This window comes from Bradyrhizobium sp. NBAIM03 (assembly GCF_020194055.1).
GTDB classification, from domain to species: domain Bacteria; phylum Pseudomonadota; class Alphaproteobacteria; order Rhizobiales; family Xanthobacteraceae; genus Bradyrhizobium; species Bradyrhizobium yuanmingense.
In genome coordinates this window covers 21,593-42,891 of the sequence record NZ_JADYVS010000042.1, presented here as the reverse complement: position 1 = coordinate 42,891, position 21,299 = coordinate 21,593, and the positions used below count along the sequence as shown (strand labels likewise).

The following is a 21,299-nucleotide window of genomic DNA, read 5'->3' as shown; positions in this document are numbered from 1 at the left end:
GTCGCTTGCGGCGGCGTCGCCGGGGCGGGCGGGGCCTGCGCGATCGCCGGTGCAGAGGCGGCGATCAGGAGGCCCGCGAGGATGAGGTTTGTCGTGCGCATGGGAAGCAAACGCGCGCGCGAGGCCCCCTGTTCCCGCAGGTGGCAATCACGATTTGCGGTAGCGGATCAGCGAGAAATGGCCCATCGGCGGCATGGGACGGCGCTCGGTGAGCGCGACGCCGCCGTGCCTTGCGGCCCAGCCCTCGAGGCGCGCCCACGGGAATTCCGGGCGCCAGCCGAGACGGCGGGCGATGGGCGCGAAAGCGAGCTCGAACAGCTTGCGAGGACCGCTCTCCGCGCCGATGTGATTGACCAGGATCAGCTCGCCGCCTGACTTAAGCACGCGCATGAACTCGTCGAGCGTGCCTTCGGGATCGGGCACGGCGGTGATGACATATTGCGCCACCACCGCGTCGAAGAAATTGTCGGGGAAGGCGAGGTTCTTCGCATCCATCACCGAGAGCACTTCGACATTGGAGAGACGTAAGCTCCGGACACGCGCCTGCGCCTTGCGCAGCATCGGCTCGGAGATGTCGACGCCGCAGACCTTCGTGGTGCGCGCGTATTCGGAGAGCGAAAGACCGGTGCCGACGCCGACGTCGAGGACGCGGCCGCCGATGCGGTCGGCCTCGGCGATGGTCGACTGCCGGCCGGCGTCGAACACCTTGCCGAACACGAGATCATAGACCGGCGCCCAGCGGCCATAGGCCTTCTCGACCCCGGCCCGCGAGATGTCTGCTGCCATGCCCCCTGCCCTTACTTCACCTCTCCCCGACGGGAGAGGTGAACCCAGCCCAATGAGTTGCGCTTGATCTCGTCATCACGCTCAGCCGCGCACGGCTTCCGCGAGCGGGCGCGATGTGCCCGTGCCGACCTTCGCCGCGGCGCTCTGGATGAAGCCGCCGCCGAGCACGCGGGCCTGGCCGCCGGCTGCGTCGTAGAACACGCAGGCCTGTCCCGGCGAGACGCCCTCTTCGCCTGCGACGAGCTCGACCTCGTAACGGCCATTGCTGCCGCGCAGCCAGGCCGGTTGGGGGCTACGGGTGGAGCGCACGCGCACGAACATTTCGAGGCCGCTTCCGATGGCGCGGTCGATGTCGCCGTCGCCGATCCAGTTGACGTCGCGAAGTGCGATGCGGTGCATCTTCAGTGCCTCGCGCGGGCCGACCACGACGCGGCGGGTCGCCGCGTCCAGCCGCACCACGAACAGCGGCGAGCCGGAGGCGATGCCGAGGCCGCGGCGCTGGCCGACGGTGAAATTGGCGATGCCGTTGTGCCGGCCGAGCACGCGGCCCTCGAGATCGACGATGTCGCCGGGGTCCATCGCATTGGGGCGCAGGCGCGTGATGATGTCGGTGTAGCGGCCGGTCGGCACGAAGCAGATGTCCTGGCTGTCGTGCTTGTCGGCGACCGCAAGCCCGAAGCGGCGCGCGAGCTCGCGCGTCTCGGGCTTGGTCATGTCGCCGAGCGGAAAGCGCAGGAAGTCGAGCTGTTCCTGCGTGGTCGCGAACAGGAAATAGCTCTGGTCGCGATCGGCGTCGGCGGCGCAGACCAGCGCGCGCGAGCCGTCGCCCCGGCGGCGCGAGGCGACGTAATGGCCGGTGGCGAGCGCCTGGGCGCCGAGCTCGCGGGCGGTCTTCAAGAGGTCGCGGAATTTGACGCTGCGGTTGCACTCGATGCAGGGCACCGGCGTTTCGCCGAGCGCGTAAGAATCGGCGAAATTGTCGATGACGGACTCGCGAAAGCGGTCCTCGTAGTCGAGCACGTAATGGGGAATGCCGAGCTTGGCCGCGACGTCGCGGGCGTCGTGGATGTCCTGGCCGGCGCAGCAGGCGCCCTTGCGGTGGGTGGCCGCGCCATGGTCGTAGAGCTGCAGCGTGATGCCGACGACGTCGTAGCCCTCAGCCTTCAGCAGCGCAGCCGTCGTCGAGGAATCGACGCCGCCCGACATGGCAACGACGACCCTGGTGTCCTCGGGACGGCCTTCGAGATCCAGACTGTTGAGCATGGGCCCTAGAGCGTTGTGACGGCGGCGACGCGCGATTTGCTTTCTCGGGGGACGGCGGCGATCCCCCGGAACCTTGGTTCCCGAAGAGCACGACTGCCCAAGTCGAAAGCGGCTGAGAGTAGCCTCTTTAATATAGGCGGCATTCCGGTGAAGCAATCACGCGAGCCCCCCGCTTAGGGCAATTCTTGCCGGGGCGGCAGAAATGACGGGGTCGCAGCCGGCTGGCCGGCGATGGACCCACATCATCAAGGCTTTGATTACATTGATGAAATCGACGCCTTAGGTGGCTGGCCCGCTCCTTGCTCCCTCTTGATGCGAAGTTGCTTGCAAGGGGTTGCCTGTGGTCGGTCGGATGTCAGATGTCGTGGCAAGCGTGCAAATCCAGAGCGCGCAGCAGAAGCCTGCCCGGTCGCAAGCCCCGAAGGACACGCCCGCGAGCGAGGCTTTCGGCTCGCTGGTCGACAGCAACACGCAGGCCAGCGGCAACAACGCGCCGGCGCAGGACAGCCCGCCGCGCCGGAGCGAGCAGACCTCGTCCTCTCCGGCGGCCGAGCGGCCGTCGCGCGACACCTCGTCCACGGACCAGGCTTCGCAGAGCAAGGCGAGCGACGACACCGAGGCGTCTGCGCCGGCGGAGAATGACAGGGGCGAGGCGTCCAGCGATCCGGCCAAGGGCGCCGGCAAGGTCAAGGACAAGTCCGAGACGGCGGAGGCCAAATCGGCGGACAAATCCGACGAGCCCGAGAGCGACGCGACTGATGGCACCGAGGTCCTCACCGCCGCCGTCGAGGCGGCTGCCGCCGCGCCGTCCGCGACGACGCAGACCGCCCTGCCCGACCCCGGCATCATCGTTGCCGCGCCGGTCGTCCCGGTCGACCCGAATGCAGCTGCGAACCAGGCTGGCGATGCCGCCGCCGCGCCGCTCGCGATCGCCGCGGCAGGTCTTGCCGCCAGCGCCTCCATCGCGGCCCAGATCGCCGGCACCAAGACCGATACCGCCACGGCGAGCGCCAAGGCCGCAGGCGCCGAGGTCGATGCCGAGACCACGACGACGCTCGGCGAGGCCGCGGCCGGAACGACCGAGACCGCCTCGACCGATGCAAAAGCTGGTGGCGGACTGATCGCCGCGGTCAGCCAGGGCACGCCCAAGACCGCGTTCAAGGATGCCGCCACGGTGCAGGCCGAGACCGACATCTCGAATATCGGCCAGGACACCGGCAAGACGAACCTCGCCACGGCGCAGGCACCGGCCGCCAGCGCCGCGCATGCGCAAGGCGTCAAGCCGCAGCCCGATCGCGTCGCGACCGACGCCAAGGCGGGCCCCGCCGACCGCGCCGCCGATCAGGCCCAGGGCACGTCGGCCGCGCCGGCGCATGCCGGCCCGCAAGCCACGATCGCTCCGACGGATACCAGCGCGCAGGCCGCTTCTACCGTGCAGGCGCCGCTGACGAATGCGACCTCGGCCGCGACAGCATCAACCGCGACGCTCACCGCGACCGCGGCGACCCACCCTACGGCGGTGCCGATCAGCGGCATCCCGATCGAGATCGCAGCCGCCATTCGGTCCGGCAAGTCGCGGTTCGACATCAGCCTCGATCCGGCCGAGCTCGGCCGCATCGACGTGCGCATCAACGTCGACCGCGCCGGCAACGTCACCTCGCATCTCACCGTCGAGAAGCCGGAGACGCTGCAGATGCTGCGTCAGGACGCCCCGCAATTGCAGCGCGCGCTCGACGATGCCGGCTTCAAGACCGGCAGCAACGGCTTGTCCTTCAGCCTGCGCGACCAGAATTCATCGGGCCAGCACTCGGGCCAGAACAACGACAATGGCGGCAATGCCCGCCGCCTGATCATCAGCGAGGACGACAGCGTTTCCACGGCGCCAATCGGGCGCGGCTATGGCCGCATGCTCGGATCGAGCAGCGGCGTCGACATCAGAGTGTGAGGAGTATCTGGCAATGACCACCACGAATGCCGCCACTTCGCCCCCGGTCGTCTCCGGGACGACCGACCTGCCGAAATCCTCGTCGAATTCGTCGATGAGCTCGACCACGGGGTCGACGCTCGCCGGCAATTTCCAGACCTTCCTGACCCTGCTGACGACGCAGCTGCAGAACCAGAACCCGCTCGATCCGCTCGACACCAACCAGTTCACCCAGCAGCTGGTGCAGTTCGCCGGCGTCGAGCAGCAGCTCAAGACCAACGAATCGCTGGCTCAGCTCGTCACCCTGCAGCAGACCACGCAGGCGACCCAGGCGCTGGGCTTCGTCGGCAAGACCGCGCTGGTCGACGGCTCGACCGCGACGATGACCAACTCGACGGCTGTCTGGCATCTCAACGTCCCGACCGACTCCACCGTCGAGATCTCCATCGCCAATTCCAGCGGCCAGACCGTGTTCAACGGCAAATATACCGCCGCCGCCGGCAACGACATTCCCTTTACCTGGAACGGCATGGGTAATGACGGCACGCAATGGCCCGACGGCAAGTACACGATCTCGGCCACGGGCAAGGACGTCGCGAACAACAATGTCGGCATCGCCGCGCAGGTGCAGGGCGTGGTGTCGTCGGTCGATCTGACCCAGTCGCCGCCGCTGCTCACCATCGACGGCGCCAGCTACACGCTGAGCCAGGTGAAGAGCATCATTGCGACGAGCAATTGAGGGAGCGCTGCAGCGACAAGTTCGGTGTCATCCCCGCGAAGGCGGGGATCCATAACCCCAGGGAGCAATTGTAGCGCGCAGCTGGTAACCCCGAGTCTTCGTCAAAACTACTCCCTGGGGTTATGGATCCCGGGCTCGCGCTCTGCGCGCCCCGGGATGACTATCAGGGTCTTTGCGACACCACCGCAGACCCCGCTTGTTAGTAAAGTATTTACCTTCTGCCCCGCTCAGCCGGCCGAGATTGCGTCTTTCGCCCGCCGAGTCGGCCGCGTTCCCGCAAGATTCAACGAGAATTGTATTGAACCCTTAGGCTTAGCGGATTTTTAAGCCGCGGGGGTTACGGTTACGGCGTGAGTTCAGTGGTTGAGAGTTTGTGAGTACGCCATGACAGAACCCCATCGCCCGAGGGTAAAATACGTCATCGGGCCGGACGGCAGTCCGTTGACGATCGCGGATCTGCCTGCACCCGGCACCAAACGCTGGGTCATCCGCCGCAAGGCCGAAGTCGTCGCCGCTGTCCGTGGCGGACTTCTCTCCCTGGAGGAGGCCTGCAGCCGTTATACCCTGACGGTCGACGAATTCCTCTCCTGGCAGTTTTCCATCGACCAGCACGGTCTGGCGGGTCTTCGCACCACCCGCATCCAGCAATATCGCCAGTAGGCGATCCGGAATTCTGCGGTCTTTGACGAAAATCGGCCTCGCTTCGCGAGGCCGATTTTTTTCATGATGCACTTTTGTCCGACCTCTTAACCTTCGTTAACCATATCGAAACCATCACCTAGGCAATAATTGCCCAGTCGACCGCTCGGTTGCGGGTCGGATTGGTCGGGGCGGTTGCTTGCAAGGTCTTGCGGACTTCTTAAAAAGTATCGGTGCCGCCCGGTTCGGGGCGATGATCGCGGTCACCGCCGCGCTCATCGGCTTCTTTGCCTTCGTCATCATGCGTGTCACCACGCCGCAGATGACGACGCTGTTCACGGACCTGTCCGTCGAAGACTCCTCCAGCATCATCAAGGACCTGGAACGCCAGGGCATCCAGTTCGAGATCCGCAATGAGGGCTCCATCATCATGGTGCCCAAGGACAAGGTCACGCGGCTGCGGATGAAGCTCGCCGAGGGCGGCCTGCCCAAGGGCGGCGGCGTCGGCTACGAGGTGTTCGACAAGTCGGACGCGCTCGGCACCACCTCCTTCGTCCAGAACATCAATCATCTGCGCGCGCTCGAGGGCGAGCTCGCCCGTACCATCCGCGCCATCGACCGCATCCAGGCCGCCCGCGTCCATCTGGTGCTGCCCGAGCGGCCGCTATTCGCCCGCGAAGCGCCGGAGCCGTCGGCCTCGATCGTGGTCCGCGTCCGCGGTGCGCTGGAAGCCCAGCAGATCCGCGCCATCCGCCACCTCGTCGCCTCCGCCGTCAACGGCCTGAAGCCGCAGCGGGTCTCGATCGTCGACGAGGCCGGCCAGCTGCTCGCCGACGGCGCCCAGACCGATCCGGAACAGGCGATCGGCGAGGAACGCCGCATCGCCTTCGAGAAGCGGATGCGCAAGCAGGTCGAGGACATCGTCTCCTCCGTGGTCGGCTCGGGCCGCGCCCGCGTGCAGCTCTCCGCCGATTTCGACTTCAACAAGGTCACCCAGACCTCGGACAAGTTCGACCCCGAAGGCCGCGTGCTGCGCTCGAGCCAGACCCGCGAAGAGCAGAGCATGACCGCCGACAACAACGGCCAGGTCACCGTCAACAACGAGCTGCCCGGCAACCAACAGAACAACGGCGTCGCGCCCAAGGACCAGAGCAAGAAGACCGAAGAGACCAACAATTACGAGATCTCCCGCACCACCAAGACCGAGGTGACCGAGGCCGGCCGGGTCAACCGCATCTCGGTCGCGGTGCTGGTCGACGGCATCTACACCAAGAACGACAAGGGCGAGCTGGCCTACCAGGACCGCACCAAGGAGCAGCTCGACCGCATCGCCACGCTGGTGCGCTCGGCAATCGGCTTCGACCAGAAGCGCGGCGACCAGGTTGAGGTCGTCAATCTGCGCTTCGCCGACGCGCCCTCCACCGCCCCGATCGGCGAGCCCAGCGGCTTTCTCGGCATGCTGCAGTTCACCAAGGACGACGTCATGTACTTCGTCGAGCTCGGCGTGATGATGCTGCTCGGCCTCGTCGTGCTGTTCCTGGTGATCCGCCCGCTGGTCAAGCGCATTCTCGCCTCCGACGAGGTCGCCGCCGCCATCTCCGGCGTGCTGACGGGCCCAGCCGCCTCGGAAGAGGCCGCGCCGGCCGGCCAGCCGCTGCTGCCGAGCGGCGGCACCAGCGCCATCGACGTCGCCACCATTCAGGGCCAGGTCCACGCCCAGTCCGTTCACCGCGTCGGCGAGCTCGCCGAACGCAATCCCAACGAAACCGTCGCAATCATCCGCCAGTGGCTGACTGAGCCGACGAAATAACCAAAGCCAAGTGCATCAAGAAGTGATCTGACATGGCCGCCACCTTGCAAAACGCCAACTCGAACGACATCACCAGCGTGATCTCCACGCTGGGTCAGCGCGCCGGCAATCGCGCCGCCGACGGCAAGGGCCTCGCGCAGCTGCCCGGGCCGAAGCGTGCCGCGATCCTGATGCTGGCGCTCGGCGAGCAATACGGCGGCAAGATCTGGGGCCTGCTCGACGACGACGAGGTGCGCCAGCTCTCGCTGGAGATGTCGACGCTCGGCACCGTCGAAGTCGACACCGTCGAGGACATGCTGCTCGAATTCGTCTCGCGCATGTCGGCCTCGGGCGCACTGATGGGCAATTTCGACGCCACCGAGCGGCTGCTCCAGCAATACCTGCCGCCGGAACGCGTCAACGGCATCATGGACGAGATCCGTGGTCCCGCCGGGCGCAACATGTGGGAGAAGCTCTCCAACGTGCAGGAAGAGGTTCTCGCCAACTATCTCAAGAACGAATACCCGCAGACCATCGCCGTGGTGCTGTCGAAGCTGAAGCCGGAGCACGCCGCGCGCGTGCTCGGCATCCTGCCCGAGGAGCTCGCGCTCGACGTCATCAACCGCATGCTGAAGATGGAGGCGGTGCAGAAGGAGGTGATCGAGAGCGTGGAGAAGACGCTGCGCGTCGAGTTCATGTCCAACCTGTCGCAGACCCGCCGCCGCGACGCCCACGAGGTGATGGCGGAAATCTTCAACAATTTCGACCGTCAGACCGAAACCCGCTTCATCACCTCTCTGGAAGAGGACAACCGCGAATCCGCCGAGCGCATCAAGGCGCTGATGTTCACCTTCGACGACCTGGTGAAGCTCGATTCCGGCTCCGCCCAGACCTTGATGCGCAACGTCGACAAGGACAAGCTCGGCGTCGCGCTCAAGAGCGCGAACGAGGACGTCCGCAATTTCTTCTTCGGCAACATGTCCTCGCGCGCGGCCAAGATGCTCCAGGACGACATGGCGGCGATGGGCCCCGTGCGCCTGCGCGACGTTGACGAGGCCCAGGCGCTGCTGGTCAATCTCGCCAAGGACCTCGCCGCCAAGGGTGAGATCATGCTGACCAAGAACCGCGCCGACGACGAGCTGGTGTACTGATGGCCGCTCCGGCAAAATTCCTGTTCGATACCGACTTCGCGGCGCCCGAACGCTCGACGCGCGAGAAGGCCGCGACCGCAGCCGAGATCGCCCAGAAGGTCGCGGAAGCCGAGGCCCGCGCCTATCAGGACGGCTTTGCCGCCGGCCAGCGCGAGGCCAAGGCCGAGAGCGACCGCCGCGTCGCGCTCGCGATGGAAGAGATCAACATCGCCATCCGCGGCGTCGCCGCCGGCATCGGCAACATCGAGACCAGGATGGAGACCGAGGCGGTCGAGGTCGCAATCGCGGTGGCTCGCAAGCTGTGCGCCGACCTCGTCGCCGCCGAGCCGCTCGGCGAGGTCATCGCGCTGGTCAAGGACTGCTTCTCGCATCTGGTCGCGACGCCGCATCTCGTCGTCCGCATCAACGATTCGCTCTACGACAGCGCGCGCGAGAAGATCGAGCGGCTCGCCAAGCAGAGCGGCTTCGAGGGCCGGCTGGTGATCCTGGCCGAGCCGGAAATTGCCACCGGCGACTGCCGGATCGAATGGGCCGATGGCGGCGTCGTGCTGGAGCGCGGCGCCATCGCGGCCAAGATCGACGAAATGGTCGGACGCTATATCGCGTCCCGCAGGGGGAGCTAAACCATGAGCGACACCGACGGACAGGTCCCGCTGCCCGATCTCAACGGCCCGATGCCGCCTGCCGGCACCGACGTCGGCTACAACGAGGACGAATATGCGGCGCGTGCCGCCGCCGACCTCGAGGCGGTGTTCGACGTGCCGGTGCAGGTCTCGGCCGTGCTGGGCCGCTCCAAGATGGACGTCGGCGAGCTCCTGAAGCTCGGACCGGGCACCGTGCTCGAGCTCGACCGGCGCGTCGGCGAGGCCATCGACATCTACGTCAACAACAAGCTGGTCGCCCGCGGCGAGGTCGTCCTGGTCGAGGACAAGCTCGGCGTGACCATGACGGAAATCATCAAGGCCGAACGCGGCTGACACGCAAGGACATGACGCGCGACGGCGCGAGCAGACGGACAGGAGACTGACATGCGGCTTCTCATCGTTGGCACATTGAAGGGCCAGCTCACCACCGCCACCAAGATCGCGATGGAGAACGGCGCCACCGTGACCCATGCCGAGGATCACGAGCAGGCGATGCGCGTGCTGCGCGGGGGCAAGGGCGCCGACCTCCTGCTGGTCGACGTCGCGCTCGACATCCGCGACCTCGTGCTGCGGCTGGAAGCCGAGCACATCCACGCCCCGATCGTCGCCTGCGGCATCACCAACGACGCCCGCGCCGCGGTCGCCGCGATCCATGCCGGGGCCAAGGAATACATCCCGCTGCCGCCGGATCCGGAGCTGATCGCCGCGGTGCTGGCTGCTGTCGCCAACGATTCCCGCGAGCTGGTCTACCGTGACGATGCGATGGCAAAGGTGATCAAGCTCGCCCAGCAGATCGCCGGCTCGGACGCCTCGGTGATGATCACCGGCGAATCCGGCACGGGCAAGGAAGTGCTGGCCCGCTACGTCCACTCCCGCTCGGCCCGCGCCAAGCGCCCGTTCATCTCGATCAACTGCGCCGCCATCCCGGAGCACCTGCTGGAATCCGAGCTGTTCGGCCACGAGAAGGGCGCCTTCACCGGCGCGGTCGCCCGCCGCATCGGCAAGTTCGAGGAGGCGACCGGCGGCACGCTGCTGCTCGACGAAATCTCGGAGATGGACGTCCGCCTGCAATCGAAATTGCTGCGCGCCATCCAGGAGCGCGTAATCGACCGCGTCGGCGGCACCAAGCCGGTTCCGGTCGATATCCGCATCATCGCGACCTCGAACCGCAATCTCGCCGAGGCCGTGCGAGAGGGCACGTTCCGCGAGGACTTGCTGTTCCGCCTCAACGTCGTAAATTTGAAGATCCCGCCGCTGCGCGAGCGTCCCGCCGACATCCTTGAGCTCGCCCAGCACTTCGTGAAGAAATATGCCGATGCCAACGGCGTGCCGCTGCGTCCGCTCTCGGGCGAGGCGCGGCGCGTGCTCTCCGCCAACCGCTGGCAGGGCAACGTCCGCGAGCTCGAAAACACCATGCACCGTGCGGTGCTGATGGCCCAGGGCGACGAGATCGGGCCCGACGCCATCATCACGCCGGACGGCGACCGCCTCGACCTCGCCAAGACCGCCCCGGCCGTGGCGCATGCCACTATGGCCGCCGAGCAGGTGACGCGCGCGCTGGTGGGGCGCACCGTCGCCGACGTCGAACGCGACCTGATTCTGGAGACGCTGAAGCACTGCCTCGGCAACCGCACCCATGCCGCCAACATTCTCGGCATCTCGATCCGCACGCTGCGCAACAAGCTCAACGAATATGCCGACGGCGGCATCCCAATCCCGCCCGCAGGCACGCCCGGGGAATATCCGCGGATGCCGATGATGGGCGCGTAGACGCCTGCGACCATCGAGCGGACGCGAATGCCCGGGCCAAGTCCGGGCATTTTTCGTTTGGCGCAGGCCGCCACCCCGCCATTGCGAGCGCAGCGAAGCAATCCAGCATCCCTCGGCGGCGACAGACCGGATTGCTTCGCTGCGCTCGCAATGACGAACCTCAAGAGCGTCCTTCGCATGACCGAACCGCGCCACGTGACTATGCCATCCGCGCGGCACGCCCTATAACCCCGCCCGAAAACCACGCGAGGGACCACATGTCTGAAGCTCAAATCACGGATTGGCTGGCGTCGCAGAAGCAGGCGATGATCGACCTGCTCCGCGACGTCGTGAACATCGATTCCGGCTCCTACGACAAGGAAGGCGTCGATGCGGTCGGTGCGCGGTTCGAGCGGCATTTTGCCGAGCACGGCATTCCGTTCCGGCGCGAGGCCAACGCCACCTTCGGCGACGCGATCCATGCCGAGGTGGCAAAGCCCGGCAGCAACGAGAAGCCGGTGCTGTTGATGGGACACCGCGATACCGTTTTCGGCAAGGGCGAGGTCGGGCGGCGGCCGTTCACGATCCGCGATGGCCGCGCCTATGGACCCGGTGTCGCCGACATGAAGTCCGGCCTCGTCATGAACGTGTTCGTGGCCACCGCCTTCCACAAGTTCGGCGGCTCACCGCATCCGATCAAGGTGCTGATCACCTCCGACGAGGAGATCGGCTCGCCCTCCTCGCGCCCGGTGATCGAGCGCGAGGGACGCGCGGCCCGCGCGGTGTTCAATTCCGAGCCGGGCCGGCCCACGGGCAACGTCGTCACCGGGCGCAAGGGCGGCATCTTCATGCACATGGCCATCACCGGCAAGGCCGCGCATTCCGGCGCCAACTTCGCCGCCGGCGTCAGCGCCATTGGCGAGCTCGCGCACAAGATCGTCCAAATCCACGCGCTCACTGATCTCGACAAGGGCATCACGCTCAATGTCGGCCTCGTGTCGGGCGGGCAGTCCGTCAACACGACCGCGCCTTACGCGGAAGGGCAGATCGACCTGCGCTATGTCGATCCGGCCGATCGCGCGCGGATCATGGGTGCGATCGAAAAGATCGTCGCGACCTCCTACGTGCCGGGCACCAGCGCGACGCTGTCGATCAAGGGCGAGTTCGTGCCGGTGGTGCAGAGCGCGGACTCGAAGGCGCTGTTCGAAAACTATCAGGCGGCCGCAAGGCAGGTGGGCCTCACCACGCTGCAGGGCGAGTTCTCCGGCGGCTGCGCCGATTCCGGCTTCACCGCCGCCGTGGGCACGCCGACCATTTGCGGTCTCGGCCCGGTCGGCGGGCTCGCGCACACGCCGGAGGAATATCTGGAGATCGACAGCATCGTGCCGCGCGCGCAGGCGCTGGCGCTGGCGATTCTGCGGGGGTGAACGGAGGTGCGTAGGGTGGGTTAGCCCTGCAGATGCGCAAAGCGCATCTGCTCGGCGTAACCCACCTCGTCATTTTCCGTGGAGACAAACAGTGGTGGGTTACGCCTACGGCTAACCCACCCTACGAGACCGTCACGAATAGCTCGGCGCATCCGGCTTGCGGAAGATGTGGATGGGATCGCCCGGCACGATCGGAGAGCCAGAGAACATCGCATAGGCGTAGAGCGCGAGATAGGCGATCGCGAGCGCGCCGATGGCGTAGAAGATCAAGGTAGCCACGCGCTTCATTGTTCCGCTCCATGCGTCCGGCGGGACAGTCAGGAGCGCTTCTAGAGCGACGAGGCGGAAAAGGCCAGCCTTGCGCGAGGCTCGCCGACGGCGATCAAATGCCGCGCCGGCCGCGCGCGGGAAGGCTGACATCGGCCAGCCGGGCCGCGTCTTCGTCCTGGTCGACCGCCACATATTGGCCGTGCCAATAGGCCAGCGCGGCGGTGCGGGTCGAGCTCCTGATGTCCCGGACACGGCCGATGACGATGCCGTGCGAGTGCCGCTCGACGATCTCCTCGACTTCGCAATCGAAGGCCGAGAGCGCGCCGACCAGCAGCGGGACACCAGAGACTGCCGTCACCCACTGGCTGCCTGCAAAGCGATCCGCACCCTTCAGCCCGCCCTTGCCGGCAAAGCGTTCGGCAATGTCGAGTTGGTCAGCATTGAGGATGTTCACGCCGAAGGCGCCGTGGCGGCGGATCAGCGGAAACGACGAGGCGTCGCGGTTGATGCTGACCAGCAGCGTCGGCGGCTCGACCGACAGCGAGGTGACCGAGGTCACCGTCATGCCGGAGATGTCCTTGCCCCGCCCGGCCGTGATGACGCTGACGCCGCCGGTAAGGTGGCGCATGGCGCCGCGGAAATCGGCGGACGAGACGGGAATTTCGGTCATGAGCTCGCGGGGCACTACATTCATGGCGCTACTCCCCGCAAGCGGGGGTTCCCTTTATTTAGGTACGATCGTCCGCCGACAACAGGTGGCTCAGGATGGAGCCTTCGAGCCCGGCAAGCTCGGCCGAGCCGCGCTGGCGCGGCCGGGCGGCGTTAACCGTGACGTCATGGGCGATGCGGCCCTCCTCGATGACGAGCACGCGGTCGGCCAGCGCCACGGCTTCCGAGACATCGTGGGTCACCAGGATCGCGGTAAAGCCCTGATCGCGCCAGACCCGCTCGAGAAGCCGCTGCATCGAGATGCGGGTCAGCGCGTCCAGCGCGCCGAGCGGCTCGTCGAAGGCGAGCACGCGCGGGCGCGAGACCAGCGCGCGGCCGAGCGCGACGCGCTGCTTCTGGCCGCCCGAGAGCACCGAAGGCCATTGGTCGCGCTTGTCAGCGAGGCCGACCTCGATCAGTGCCTTCTCGGCGCGGGCATGCGCATCGCTCGAGGCACGATCGCGGCCGAGGCCGACCTCGACATTGGCGAGCACGCGGGCCCAGGGCAGCAGCCGCGGCTCCTGGAACATCACGCGGATGTCCTCGGGCTGGATATCCTGCCCGAAGCTGATGCTGCCGGCATCGATCTTGTCGAGGCCGGCGATCAGGCGCAGCAGGGTGCTCTTGCCGCAGCCGCTCTTGCCGACGATCGCGACGAACTGGCCGGCGGGAATGTGCAGGTCGATGCCGCGCAGCACCTCGTTGTCACCGAAGGATTTGCGCAAGCCGCGGATGCTGAGCGGCAGGCCGCTGGCCTGAACTCGGTGTTCTTCTTGCCGCTCCTCGCGCACCACGCGGGCGTGAGGGGCGAAAGTGGCGCGGCCGGCGAGCTCGGTCTCGGGAAGAGAGGTACGAAGCGCTGTCTGCATGTGATTCCCAGTATTTTCGCTCAACGTTTCTGGAAGGCGGGGTGCCAGGAGAGCGTCAGACGCTCCAGCACGCGGGAGGCGCTGTCGGCGAGCTTGCCGAGCAGGGCGTAGATCAGGATCGAGAGCACGACGACGTCGATCAGCATGAACTCGCGCGCTTGCATCGCCATGTAGCCGAGGCCGGAAGAGGCCGCGATGGTCTCGGCGACGATCAGCGTCAGCCACATGATGCCGAGCGCAAAGCGGATGCCGACGAAGATCGAGGGCAGCGCGCCCGGGAAGATGACGCGGCGGAACAACTCACCGTCCGTCATGCCGTAGATGCGGCCCATCTCGATCAGCTGCGGATCGACGGTGCGGATGCCGTGCAGCGTGTTGAGATAGATCGGGAAGAACACCCCGAGCGCCACCAGGAAGAGCTTTGCGCTTTCGTCGATGCCGAACCAGAGGATGACCAGCGGGATCAGCGCCAGATGCGGCACGTTGCGCACCATCTGCAGGGTGGTATCGGTGAGCCTGGCCGAAAGCTGCGACAGGCCGTTGGCGAGGCCGAAGGCGAAGCCGATGCTGCCGCCGATCAAAAAGCCGATCGAGGCGCGCCAGAACGACACCCAGATGTTGCGGACGAGCTCACCGGAGACCAGCAGCTTCCAGCCCGCGAGCACGACGTCGCTCGGGGCCGGCAGTACCCGCGTCGGCACGAAGCCGGTGACGCTCGCGACCTGCCAGACCGCGATGATGGCGAGCGGCACGATCCACTGGATCAGGCCGTCGGCCCGCGGCAGGCGGATGCTGCGCGGAAGCCAAATGCTGTCGATCAGGCTCATGACTGCGACACCCGGTGCTGCGGACGGAAATCGCTGCCGACCGTCTCGCCGAACGGACCGCCGTTGAAATGCAGCTTCGTCACGTTGCTCGGCTGCTCCAGCGCGAGCAGCGGGAACACCAGCTCGGCGAAGCGATAGGCTTCCTCGAGATGCGGATAGCCCGACATGATGAAGGTATCGATGCCGAGATCCTGATACTCCCTGATGCGCGCCGCCACCGTCTGGGCGTCGCCGACCAGCGCCGTGCCGGCGCCGCCGCGGACGAGGCCGACGCCGGCCCACAGGTTCGGCGCGATCTCGAGCTTGTCGCGCTTGCCGCCGTGGAGCTGCGCCATGCGCTGCTGACCGACCGAGTCCATACGGGCAAAGTTCTTCTGCGCCAGCGCGATGGTGTCGTCGCTGACATGCCTGATCAGCTCGTTCGCGGCGTGCCAAGCTTCTTCGTTGGTCTCGCGGACAATGACGTGTAGACGGATGCCGAAGGAGAGTTTGCGGCCACGAGCGGCGGCAACCTCCCTCACCTTCGCGATCTTCTCGGCGACCAGCGCCGGCGGCTCGCCCCAGGTGAGATATTTGTCGACGGTGTCGACGGCGACGTCGATGCCGGCATCGGAGGAGCCGCCGAAATAGAGCGGCGGGCGCGGCGACTGCACGGAGGGAAACAGCAGCTTGCCGCCCTCGATGCGGATGTGCTTGCCCTCGACGTTCACCGTCTTGCCGGCGAGCAGGTCGCTGTAGACGTTGAGGAACTCGCGGGTGACCTCGTAGCGCTCGTCGTGGCTGAGGAAGATGCCGTCGCCCTTGTTCTCGACGGGATCGCCGCCGGTGACGACGTTGACGAGGAGCCGGCCGTTCGAGATGCGATCGAGCGTCGCGGTCATGCGCGCGGCTACGCTCGGCGATTGCAGGCCGGGACGAATGGCGACGAGATAGCGCAACCGCTCAGTGAACGGCGCGACCGAGGACGCAACGATCCAGGAATCCTCGCAGGACCGCCCGGTCGGCAACAGCACGCCGAAATAGCCGAGCTGATCGGCGGCCTGCGCGATCTGGCGCAGATAGTTGAAGTTGACCTCGCGGCCGCCGATGCCGGTGCCGAGATAGCGGCCGTCACCATGGGTCGGCAGGAACCAGAGGATGTTGGCGTTGGATTGGCTCATGGATTGCCCCTAGCCGTAAGTGGTGCCGACGGCGGCCGCGACGATGCCGATCGACAGCACGATGGCTGCGATCACGCGTTGAACGATGCGCTTCATGTTCAGACCTTTTTGAACGGGAAGAGTTGTCGGCACGGTCAGGCTGCCGGGTTGCGCCAGACGATGTCGCGGATGACGATCGGCTTCGGGATCAGGCCGAGCTTGTAGAAGCGGTCGGCGACGCCCTGCTGGGTCGCGGCGATCTCGTCGGTGACGGGGCCGACCACGAAGTTCGCGCGATTGGCGGCGACGGTCTGGATATCCAAGGGAACGCCGGTGATCGCGGCGAGCGATCTTGCGACCTCGTCGCGGTGCTGCTCGGCCCATCGGCCGGCCGCGGTGGTGACCTCGGCGATCTGCCGCAGGATCGCCCCATGGTTCTTCGCGAACTCGCGGTTGGCGATGTAAAAGGAATTGGTCTTGGTGACCTCGCGCGCATTGATCAGGATGCGGCCGTTCTGCCTGGTCTCGCCGATCGCAAAATAGGGATCCCAGACCGCCCAGGCCTCGATGCTGCCATTGGCGAAGGCGGGGCCGGCGTCCGGTGGCGTCAGGTAGATCGGCGTAATGTCGGCATAGGTGAGACCGGCCTTCTCTAGCGTTTGCACCACGATGTTGTGGGCGCTGGAGCCCTTGGTGAAGCCGATGCGCTTGCCCTTCAGCTCAGTGATGTCGCGGATCGGCGAATCCTTCGGCACCAGGATGCCCTGGCCGTTGGTGATGGGCTGGCCGGCGGCGTAGACGATCGCAGCGCCCGCGGCTTGCGCGAACACCGGCGGGGAATCGCCGACCGCGCCGAAATCGACGCTGCCGACGTTCATCGCCTCCATCATCGGCGGTCCCGAGGAGAACTCGATCCACTTCACCTCGATGCCTTGCGATGAGAAATGTTTTTCCAGGGCGGCCTGCTGGCGCGCGATGACCAGCACGCCGGTCTTCTGGTAGCCGATACGAATTTCCTTCACCGCGCCTTGCGCGATCGCTGGAGACGCGAAGGCGGCGGCGGCCGCAGTTCCAACCGACAATCTCAGAAAATCTCGACGCTGCATCTCACACTCCCGGCCGCGTGCGGCCGTCATCATTCATGTTTGCCGAATGATGGTGCGCGTCGTCGAAAGTGTCGAGACGTCCGGGAAAATAGCGATGCGAGCACTGCGCTGCATGCCGAGCGCGTGATTAATCTTTCAAGCGGCGAAGCGAATAAGGATGGAATTTTTCTGCACGCGAATGTGAGAGCTGCACGGATTTGTCCAAGCCCAGACCACCGAACATAAAAGTCGCAAAAACAACCCCATGCACAGTAGCCGCGGCGTGCGAAAACAATAACTTACGTATTTTCCGAATCGAATTTGACATGTCGGGCAAAACAGGAGCAGAATGGCACCATGGCAGCGTCCGGAGCGGGGGCACCACCGGCCTATTGCTCCCACCTCACCGGCAGATTCTGCAGCCCGCGGAAGGCCCAGCCGCCGATCCGCACCTCTTCGTCCTCGGCGAGCTCGATGCGCGAGGCCCGCGCGAACAATGTCGGCAGCGCGACGTCGGCGATCATGGCGCGCGAGGCGAAGGCGCCGGCGCAGAAATGCGGGCCGGCGCCGAAGGCGACGCTCTTGGAGGTGTCGCGCCGCACGTCGAACTGGTCCGCGCGCTCGAAATGCTTCTCGTCGCGGTTGGCGGAGCCGAACATCAGAAATACGCGTTCGTCGAGCTCGAACGCCACATCGCGAATGGTCCAGGGTTTTGCGATGCGGCGCGGCGACATGCCGATCGGCGAGATCCAGCGGGCATATTCCTCGAAAGCCTGCAGCCAGGACACCTCGCCGCGCAGGACCAGATCGAGCTGGTCGGGATGGGTCAGCAGCGCCCAGACCGTGCCGGCGATCGCCTTGCGCGGCTCGTTCTGGCCGCCGGAGATGGCAAGCTTGACGTTGGCGCGCACGCTCTCCATCGGCATGTCCGAGGCGAGCAGCACGCCCAAAATGCTCTGGTCGGGATGCTTGCGCATCACCGGCAGGACGTCGTCGATCGCGGCGTCGATGCCCGCGGTCGCCGCATGACAGCGCGCCTCGACCTCAGGGTCGCCGGCATAATTGGCGATGCCTTCGATCATGCCTTGCGACCACGTGTCCATGTCCTGAAAGCCGATGTTGGTGAGGCCGGTGATCGACTTCAGGCATTCGCCGGAGAACGGCAGCGCGAAGTCGCGCATGAGATCGATCCGGCCCGGTTCGAGTGAAGCGATGATGCGATCCGCATGGGCCTGGAACTGTGCGGTCCAGTAGCCCTTCACCGTCTTCGGTGAGACCGTCGGAAACATCGCCCGGCGCTCGACGAGATGCGCCTCGCCATCCTTGCGCATCATGTTGTGGCCCATCAGCCGGTTCATCAGGCCGGCGGGCTGGTGCGAGGAGAACACGTCGATCTGCTTCTCCGAGATCGAGATGTCGTCGCGGCTCGTCAGCAGCGTCGAGCCGAGCTGCGGCACGAAGGCGATCGGCGCCTCCTTCCGCATCTTGGCGAGCATCGGATAGGGGTCGGCCCAGAAGGCAGCCGGGTCGATCTCGATGCGCGGCGCGGTGCTCAAGCTTCGCTCCCTTGTCGTCTCCTCGATGCCGAGGCTAGCGCCTTTCAGTTGCCGCCGTCTGTCCCCATGGATTGGGACAGGCGGGCCAAAAGCTGCCTTTGTCTGCTTTCAACTCAGATGGCAGCTCCGGCCAGCAAGAAAGCACCGCCAAGCGCGACCATCACAAGTCCAGGCCAGTTCGATTTGACGCCGAAGCCGCTACCGGGCCTTTCAGGCTCCAGCGTGTCACGTCCGGAGCGAAGCCACTTCCCACCACTGAATCGACCTCGCCAAATGGGCTGAAACGCCATTTGGAATAGGCCGCCGAAAACAAGGAGCACTCCAAGCCATATGAGGATCATGCTCGCCTCCTCTACCCGCGAACGCCGATAGGTTGATGCGCCGAGAACCGTGGTCCATTCAGCGCTGCCCCCGGCTTACGGGATCAGACCGACCTTGAAGCCGCCGGGACAACCTCTGACCTGTCAAATAGTTGATATATGGACATGATTTCTGCTAGCCGTCCATCCGGGCCGGCTTGGGAAATAGTAGCAATTGGTTCCGCCGAAGCGGATTGGTATCAAGGGCCTTGGGCGGGCGAAGCACGAAGGCTGCTGCAGAAATGCACGCCGCGCGTCTGAAAGATCGGTCGAATCTGATGGGTCCAGCGCAGCAATGACGGGCATCGACTTCGAGCAGATCGTGGACCGCATCCACGAGGCAGCGACCGTTCCGGAGCTCTGGCCGGACGTCCTGGAGAACATCGCTCATGCCGCGGGCGCGCATGGCATGGTCATGATCACCTCGGACTCCGATCAGTGGTCCGGTGTCTGGAATGGTGTCGTGACGTCGCCGTCGATCCGCGAGGCTTTCTCGGCGTTCCTGCGTGGCGACCTCTCCAGCCGGACGGAGACGACCCCGCGACTCCTGGCGCTTGATCACCCCGGCTTCGTCGGCGAGCACGAGGCATTTTCGCCGGAGGAATGGGAGCGCGATCCATATCGGGTGGAATGGAACAAGAAGTGGGGCTTCGAACACGCCTGCGCGACGGCGGTCCGCAGCCCGTCCGGTGAGATCATCGTCTTCCACATGGAAAGACTGGCCGGCCGCCCCGCCTTTTCGCGGCAGGACCTCGATTTTCTCGACCGCTTTCGCCCCCATCTCGCGCGGGCGGCTTTGCTGTCGACACGCTGGCGCCTCACCCGGATGCGGGCGGCAACCGAGGCGCTGTCGCTGGTCGGCTTGCCGGCCCTCGCGATCACGCGCTCCGGGCGGGTTCTGACCGCCAACGCCTTGATCGAAGCCATGACCGACCTTCTGCAATGGTTGCCGAAGGACCGGATCGCGATCAAGGACCGCGCCGCCGACACCCTGCTGCGCGCCGGCCTCGCCCAACTCGATGCGCCGGACAAGGCCGTGTGCTCCTTCGCCGCGCGTCGCGCCAGCGATCTCGATCGGGTGGTGCTTCATCTGGTTTCGATGCCGGGCGAGGCCCGCGATCTCTTCGATGGAGCGGTTGGCCTCCTCATCGCGACGCCGGTCACCGCCTCACAGGCCCCGAGCCTCGCCCTCATTCGCGGCCTGTTCGACCTCACCCCGAGCGAGGCGCGCGTTGCGCGCGGAATCGCGCAAGGACAGACGATCGGCGACATCGCCGCGCATCACGGGCTCAGCCGCGAAACCATCCGCACCCAGGTCAAGGCCGTCCTCGCCAAGACGGGAACGCGCAACCAGAAGAGCGCAGCTGCCCTCTTCGGTGCGATCCCCAAATTACCGCTGAGAGATTGACGCCGGACTTGTCCGGTGGCGTGCGTCGGCAGGGACAAGCTTCGCTTCACCCAAATGGGTGAAGACACAGGCCGGCGCTCCGGGTTCAACTCCGCCCAAATTGGATGTCTGGCGAGAAGCGGCGGCGATGGCGGGACCGGAATTTCCGATTTTCGAAGTGACCCTGGCGCAGCGCAGGCGCAGGACATGGAGCTGGAGCGTCTGCACCATTCAAGGCGCGGTGGTGATGCAGGGCCGGGAAGCCAGTCGACCCGCAGCAAAGTACCAGGCCGAGAGAGCGCTGTTCATGCTGCTGCTCACCGCGCCCTATCGTTCCCGACTTTCCGCATAGCAAGGGGCTCCTCGAGCGCTGCAGGGTTGCCAGTGTGCGGGACAGCAAGCTAAGCGTCGGTCGGCGAGCGACCATGCGTCAGCCAATGGTCGATCTGCCAGGTCTCGTAACCGAGCAATTCGCCGAAGCGCCGTTCTCGATCATCGGACCAGGCTCCGGCCTCGTTCAGCAGCGCAAGCATGGCGTCAATCCGCCACTCGTGACCGGGCAATGTGTAGAACAGCATCCGATATTCGAGCTGCGGCGCCCCAGGACATGGCTCGATCAGCTCGCGCTTCGTCAGGCGGCCTTCAGCGACATGCCGGTCGAACATGCGCCAATACCGAATACAGATGTCCGGCTCCTGGCCGACGATATCCATGAAATATGCGAGGGGCTTGGTGCCCCGGAGCATCAGGCCGAGCTCTCTTTTGGTGTGAACCAGATAGGGCACTTGACGACGCCGTTTGGAATGCATGTCGAGCATGTTGGCGACGCAACGTTAATTTCCGCTGAGGGACCCCGCGCGAACGTTCTGAGCGAAAGGCAATGACGGCTTCCGGCCCAATCCGGACAATTGCAACGAATTTCACGGTGTGCCCTCGTGACGGTGGGCGTCATGATGGCCAAGGCGTACAGCAAAGAAACGGCTAACCA

At 65.8% G+C, this 21,299-nt stretch carries 22 protein-coding genes; 11 read left to right on the top strand and 11 right to left on the bottom strand.

What is annotated here, in order from left to right; genetic code table 11:
* Window positions 1–147: 147 nt before the first annotated feature.
* A complete protein-coding gene (locus I6F21_RS35655; RefSeq protein WP_035999078.1) occupies window positions 148–786 on the bottom strand; it encodes a methyltransferase domain-containing protein in 639 nt (212 codons plus the stop codon).
* 81 nt (window positions 787–867) lie between these two features.
* Window positions 868–2,049: a tRNA 2-thiouridine(34) synthase MnmA gene (gene mnmA, locus I6F21_RS35650; RefSeq protein ID WP_225139216.1), complete on the bottom strand. Its 1,182-nt coding sequence runs from the start codon at window positions 2,047–2,049 to the stop codon at window positions 868–870.
* A 364-nt stretch (window positions 2,050–2,413) separates the two neighbouring features.
* Here mnmA and I6F21_RS35645 point away from each other — a divergent pair, with 364 nt between their 5' ends.
* The 9 genes from I6F21_RS35645 (at window position 2,414) to I6F21_RS35605 (ending at window position 12,111) form a co-directional block, all read left to right on the top strand.
* Window positions 2,414–3,994 carry a flagellar hook-length control protein FliK gene (locus tag I6F21_RS35645; protein WP_346656848.1) on the top strand — a complete coding sequence of 527 codons (1,581 nt, stop codon included), beginning with the start codon at window positions 2,414–2,416 and terminating at the stop codon, window positions 3,992–3,994.
* Between the two features lie 13 nt (window positions 3,995–4,007).
* Window positions 4,008–4,712 carry a flagellar hook capping FlgD N-terminal domain-containing protein gene (locus tag I6F21_RS35640; protein WP_109142571.1) on the top strand — a complete coding sequence of 235 codons (705 nt, stop codon included), beginning with the start codon at window positions 4,008–4,010 and terminating at the stop codon, window positions 4,710–4,712.
* A gap of 384 nt (window positions 4,713–5,096) precedes the next feature.
* Entirely contained in the window at window positions 5,097–5,372 is a 276-nt protein-coding gene (locus tag I6F21_RS35635; RefSeq protein WP_002714638.1) for a DUF1153 domain-containing protein, read from the top strand.
* Window positions 5,373–5,550: 178 nt separating this feature from the next.
* Window positions 5,551–7,161, top strand: coding sequence for a flagellar basal-body MS-ring/collar protein FliF (gene fliF, locus I6F21_RS35630; RefSeq protein WP_225184200.1), 1,611 nt, complete (start codon window positions 5,551–5,553; stop codon window positions 7,159–7,161).
* Between the two features lie 32 nt (window positions 7,162–7,193).
* Window positions 7,194–8,291 (top strand): flagellar motor switch protein FliG, encoded by a 1,098-nt coding sequence (fliG, locus tag I6F21_RS35625; RefSeq protein WP_225184199.1) that lies wholly within the window; start codon window positions 7,194–7,196, stop codon window positions 8,289–8,291.
* A complete protein-coding gene (locus I6F21_RS35620; RefSeq protein WP_225184198.1) occupies window positions 8,291–8,914 on the top strand; it encodes a FliH/SctL family protein in 624 nt (207 codons plus the stop codon). The genes fliG and I6F21_RS35620 overlap by 1 nt, the downstream gene beginning before the upstream one ends.
* 3 nt (window positions 8,915–8,917) lie before the next feature.
* Window positions 8,918–9,268, top strand: coding sequence for a flagellar motor switch protein FliN (fliN, locus tag I6F21_RS35615; RefSeq protein WP_035704875.1), 351 nt, complete (start codon window positions 8,918–8,920; stop codon window positions 9,266–9,268).
* A 51-nt stretch (window positions 9,269–9,319) separates the two neighbouring features.
* Complete coding sequence (locus I6F21_RS35610) at window positions 9,320–10,705, top strand: sigma-54 dependent transcriptional regulator (RefSeq protein WP_225184197.1); 1,386 nt, start codon at window positions 9,320–9,322, stop codon at window positions 10,703–10,705.
* Between the two features lie 257 nt (window positions 10,706–10,962).
* Window positions 10,963–12,111 carry a M20 family metallopeptidase gene (locus I6F21_RS35605; protein WP_225184196.1) on the top strand — a complete coding sequence of 383 codons (1,149 nt, stop codon included), beginning with the start codon at window positions 10,963–10,965 and terminating at the stop codon, window positions 12,109–12,111.
* A 132-nt stretch (window positions 12,112–12,243) separates the two neighbouring features.
* Here I6F21_RS35605 and I6F21_RS35600 read toward each other — a convergent pair whose 3' ends face one another.
* From I6F21_RS35600 to I6F21_RS35570, 8 genes are all read right to left on the bottom strand, one after another.
* Window positions 12,244–12,399: a hypothetical protein gene (locus I6F21_RS35600; protein WP_035999067.1), complete on the bottom strand. Its 156-nt coding sequence runs from the start codon at window positions 12,397–12,399 to the stop codon at window positions 12,244–12,246.
* 94 nt (window positions 12,400–12,493) lie between these two features.
* Window positions 12,494–13,075 carry a flavin reductase family protein gene (locus I6F21_RS35595; RefSeq protein ID WP_225146494.1) on the bottom strand — a complete coding sequence of 194 codons (582 nt, stop codon included), beginning with the start codon at window positions 13,073–13,075 and terminating at the stop codon, window positions 12,494–12,496.
* 34 nt (window positions 13,076–13,109) lie between these two features.
* On the bottom strand, window positions 13,110–13,958 hold the full coding sequence (locus I6F21_RS35590; protein WP_225184195.1) for an ATP-binding cassette domain-containing protein: 849 nt from the start codon (window positions 13,956–13,958) through the stop codon (window positions 13,110–13,112).
* A gap of 20 nt (window positions 13,959–13,978) precedes the next feature.
* A complete protein-coding gene (ssuC, locus tag I6F21_RS35585; RefSeq protein ID WP_225184194.1) occupies window positions 13,979–14,785 on the bottom strand; it encodes an aliphatic sulfonate ABC transporter permease SsuC in 807 nt (268 codons plus the stop codon).
* Window positions 14,782–15,945, bottom strand: coding sequence for an FMNH2-dependent alkanesulfonate monooxygenase (gene ssuD, locus I6F21_RS35580; protein WP_225184193.1), 1,164 nt, complete (start codon window positions 15,943–15,945; stop codon window positions 14,782–14,784). The genes ssuC and ssuD overlap by 4 nt, the downstream gene beginning before the upstream one ends.
* 9 nt (window positions 15,946–15,954) lie before the next feature.
* The gene (locus I6F21_RS38915; RefSeq protein ID WP_260344179.1) at window positions 15,955–16,077 is read right to left on the bottom strand and encodes a hypothetical protein; all 123 of its coding nucleotides are present in this window, start codon (window positions 16,075–16,077) and stop codon (window positions 15,955–15,957) included.
* 2 nt (window positions 16,078–16,079) lie between these two features.
* Entirely contained in the window at window positions 16,080–17,030 is a 951-nt protein-coding gene (locus I6F21_RS35575; protein WP_225184192.1) for a sulfonate ABC transporter substrate-binding protein, read from the bottom strand.
* Between the two features lie 368 nt (window positions 17,031–17,398).
* Window positions 17,399–18,565, bottom strand: coding sequence for a cytochrome P450 (locus tag I6F21_RS35570; RefSeq protein ID WP_225184191.1), 1,167 nt, complete (start codon window positions 18,563–18,565; stop codon window positions 17,399–17,401).
* 654 nt (window positions 18,566–19,219) lie between these two features.
* Here I6F21_RS35570 and I6F21_RS35565 point away from each other — a divergent pair.
* Complete coding sequence (locus tag I6F21_RS35565; RefSeq protein ID WP_036022142.1) at window positions 19,220–20,332, top strand: helix-turn-helix transcriptional regulator; 1,113 nt, start codon at window positions 19,220–19,222, stop codon at window positions 20,330–20,332.
* Window positions 20,333–20,459: 127 nt separating this feature from the next.
* A complete protein-coding gene (locus tag I6F21_RS35560; RefSeq protein WP_050995847.1) occupies window positions 20,460–20,663 on the top strand; it encodes a hypothetical protein in 204 nt (67 codons plus the stop codon).
* Between the two features lie 49 nt (window positions 20,664–20,712).
* Here the strand turns inward: I6F21_RS35560 and I6F21_RS35555 are convergent, their stop codons facing one another.
* The gene (locus tag I6F21_RS35555; RefSeq protein ID WP_225184190.1) at window positions 20,713–21,057 is read right to left on the bottom strand and encodes a hypothetical protein; all 345 of its coding nucleotides are present in this window, start codon (window positions 21,055–21,057) and stop codon (window positions 20,713–20,715) included.
* Between the last annotated feature and the right edge of the window lie 242 nt (window positions 21,058–21,299).

Excerpts from the sequence above, each read along its gene's own strand:
- I6F21_RS35655 (WP_035999078.1), bottom strand. The coding sequence starts at position 786 with ATGGCAGCAGACATCTCGCGGGCCGGGGTCGAGAAGGCCTATGGCCGC.
- mnmA (WP_225139216.1), bottom strand. The coding sequence starts at position 2,049 with ATGCTCAACAGTCTGGATCTCGAAGGCCGTCCCGAGGACACCAGGGTC.
- I6F21_RS35640 (WP_109142571.1), top strand. The coding sequence starts at position 4,008 with ATGACCACCACGAATGCCGCCACTTCGCCCCCGGTCGTCTCCGGGACG.
- I6F21_RS35635 (WP_002714638.1), top strand. The coding sequence starts at position 5,097 with ATGACAGAACCCCATCGCCCGAGGGTAAAATACGTCATCGGGCCGGAC.
- fliG (WP_225184199.1), top strand. The coding sequence starts at position 7,194 with ATGGCCGCCACCTTGCAAAACGCCAACTCGAACGACATCACCAGCGTG.
- I6F21_RS35620 (WP_225184198.1), top strand. The coding sequence starts at position 8,291 with ATGGCCGCTCCGGCAAAATTCCTGTTCGATACCGACTTCGCGGCGCCC.
- fliN (WP_035704875.1), top strand. The coding sequence starts at position 8,918 with ATGAGCGACACCGACGGACAGGTCCCGCTGCCCGATCTCAACGGCCCG.
- I6F21_RS35610 (WP_225184197.1), top strand. The coding sequence starts at position 9,320 with ATGCGGCTTCTCATCGTTGGCACATTGAAGGGCCAGCTCACCACCGCC.
- I6F21_RS35605 (WP_225184196.1), top strand. The coding sequence starts at position 10,963 with ATGTCTGAAGCTCAAATCACGGATTGGCTGGCGTCGCAGAAGCAGGCG.
- I6F21_RS35600 (WP_035999067.1), bottom strand. The coding sequence starts at position 12,399 with ATGAAGCGCGTGGCTACCTTGATCTTCTACGCCATCGGCGCGCTCGCG.
- I6F21_RS35595 (WP_225146494.1), bottom strand. The coding sequence starts at position 13,075 with ATGAATGTAGTGCCCCGCGAGCTCATGACCGAAATTCCCGTCTCGTCC.
- I6F21_RS35590 (WP_225184195.1), bottom strand. The coding sequence starts at position 13,958 with ATGCAGACAGCGCTTCGTACCTCTCTTCCCGAGACCGAGCTCGCCGGC.
- ssuC (WP_225184194.1), bottom strand. The coding sequence starts at position 14,785 with ATGAGCCTGATCGACAGCATTTGGCTTCCGCGCAGCATCCGCCTGCCG.
- ssuD (WP_225184193.1), bottom strand. The coding sequence starts at position 15,945 with ATGAGCCAATCCAACGCCAACATCCTCTGGTTCCTGCCGACCCATGGT.
- I6F21_RS35575 (WP_225184192.1), bottom strand. The coding sequence starts at position 17,030 with ATGCAGCGTCGAGATTTTCTGAGATTGTCGGTTGGAACTGCGGCCGCC.
- I6F21_RS35565 (WP_036022142.1), top strand. The coding sequence starts at position 19,220 with ATGACGGGCATCGACTTCGAGCAGATCGTGGACCGCATCCACGAGGCA.
- I6F21_RS35560 (WP_050995847.1), top strand. The coding sequence starts at position 20,460 with ATGGCGGGACCGGAATTTCCGATTTTCGAAGTGACCCTGGCGCAGCGC.
- I6F21_RS35555 (WP_225184190.1), bottom strand. The coding sequence starts at position 21,057 with ATGCTCCGGGGCACCAAGCCCCTCGCATATTTCATGGATATCGTCGGC.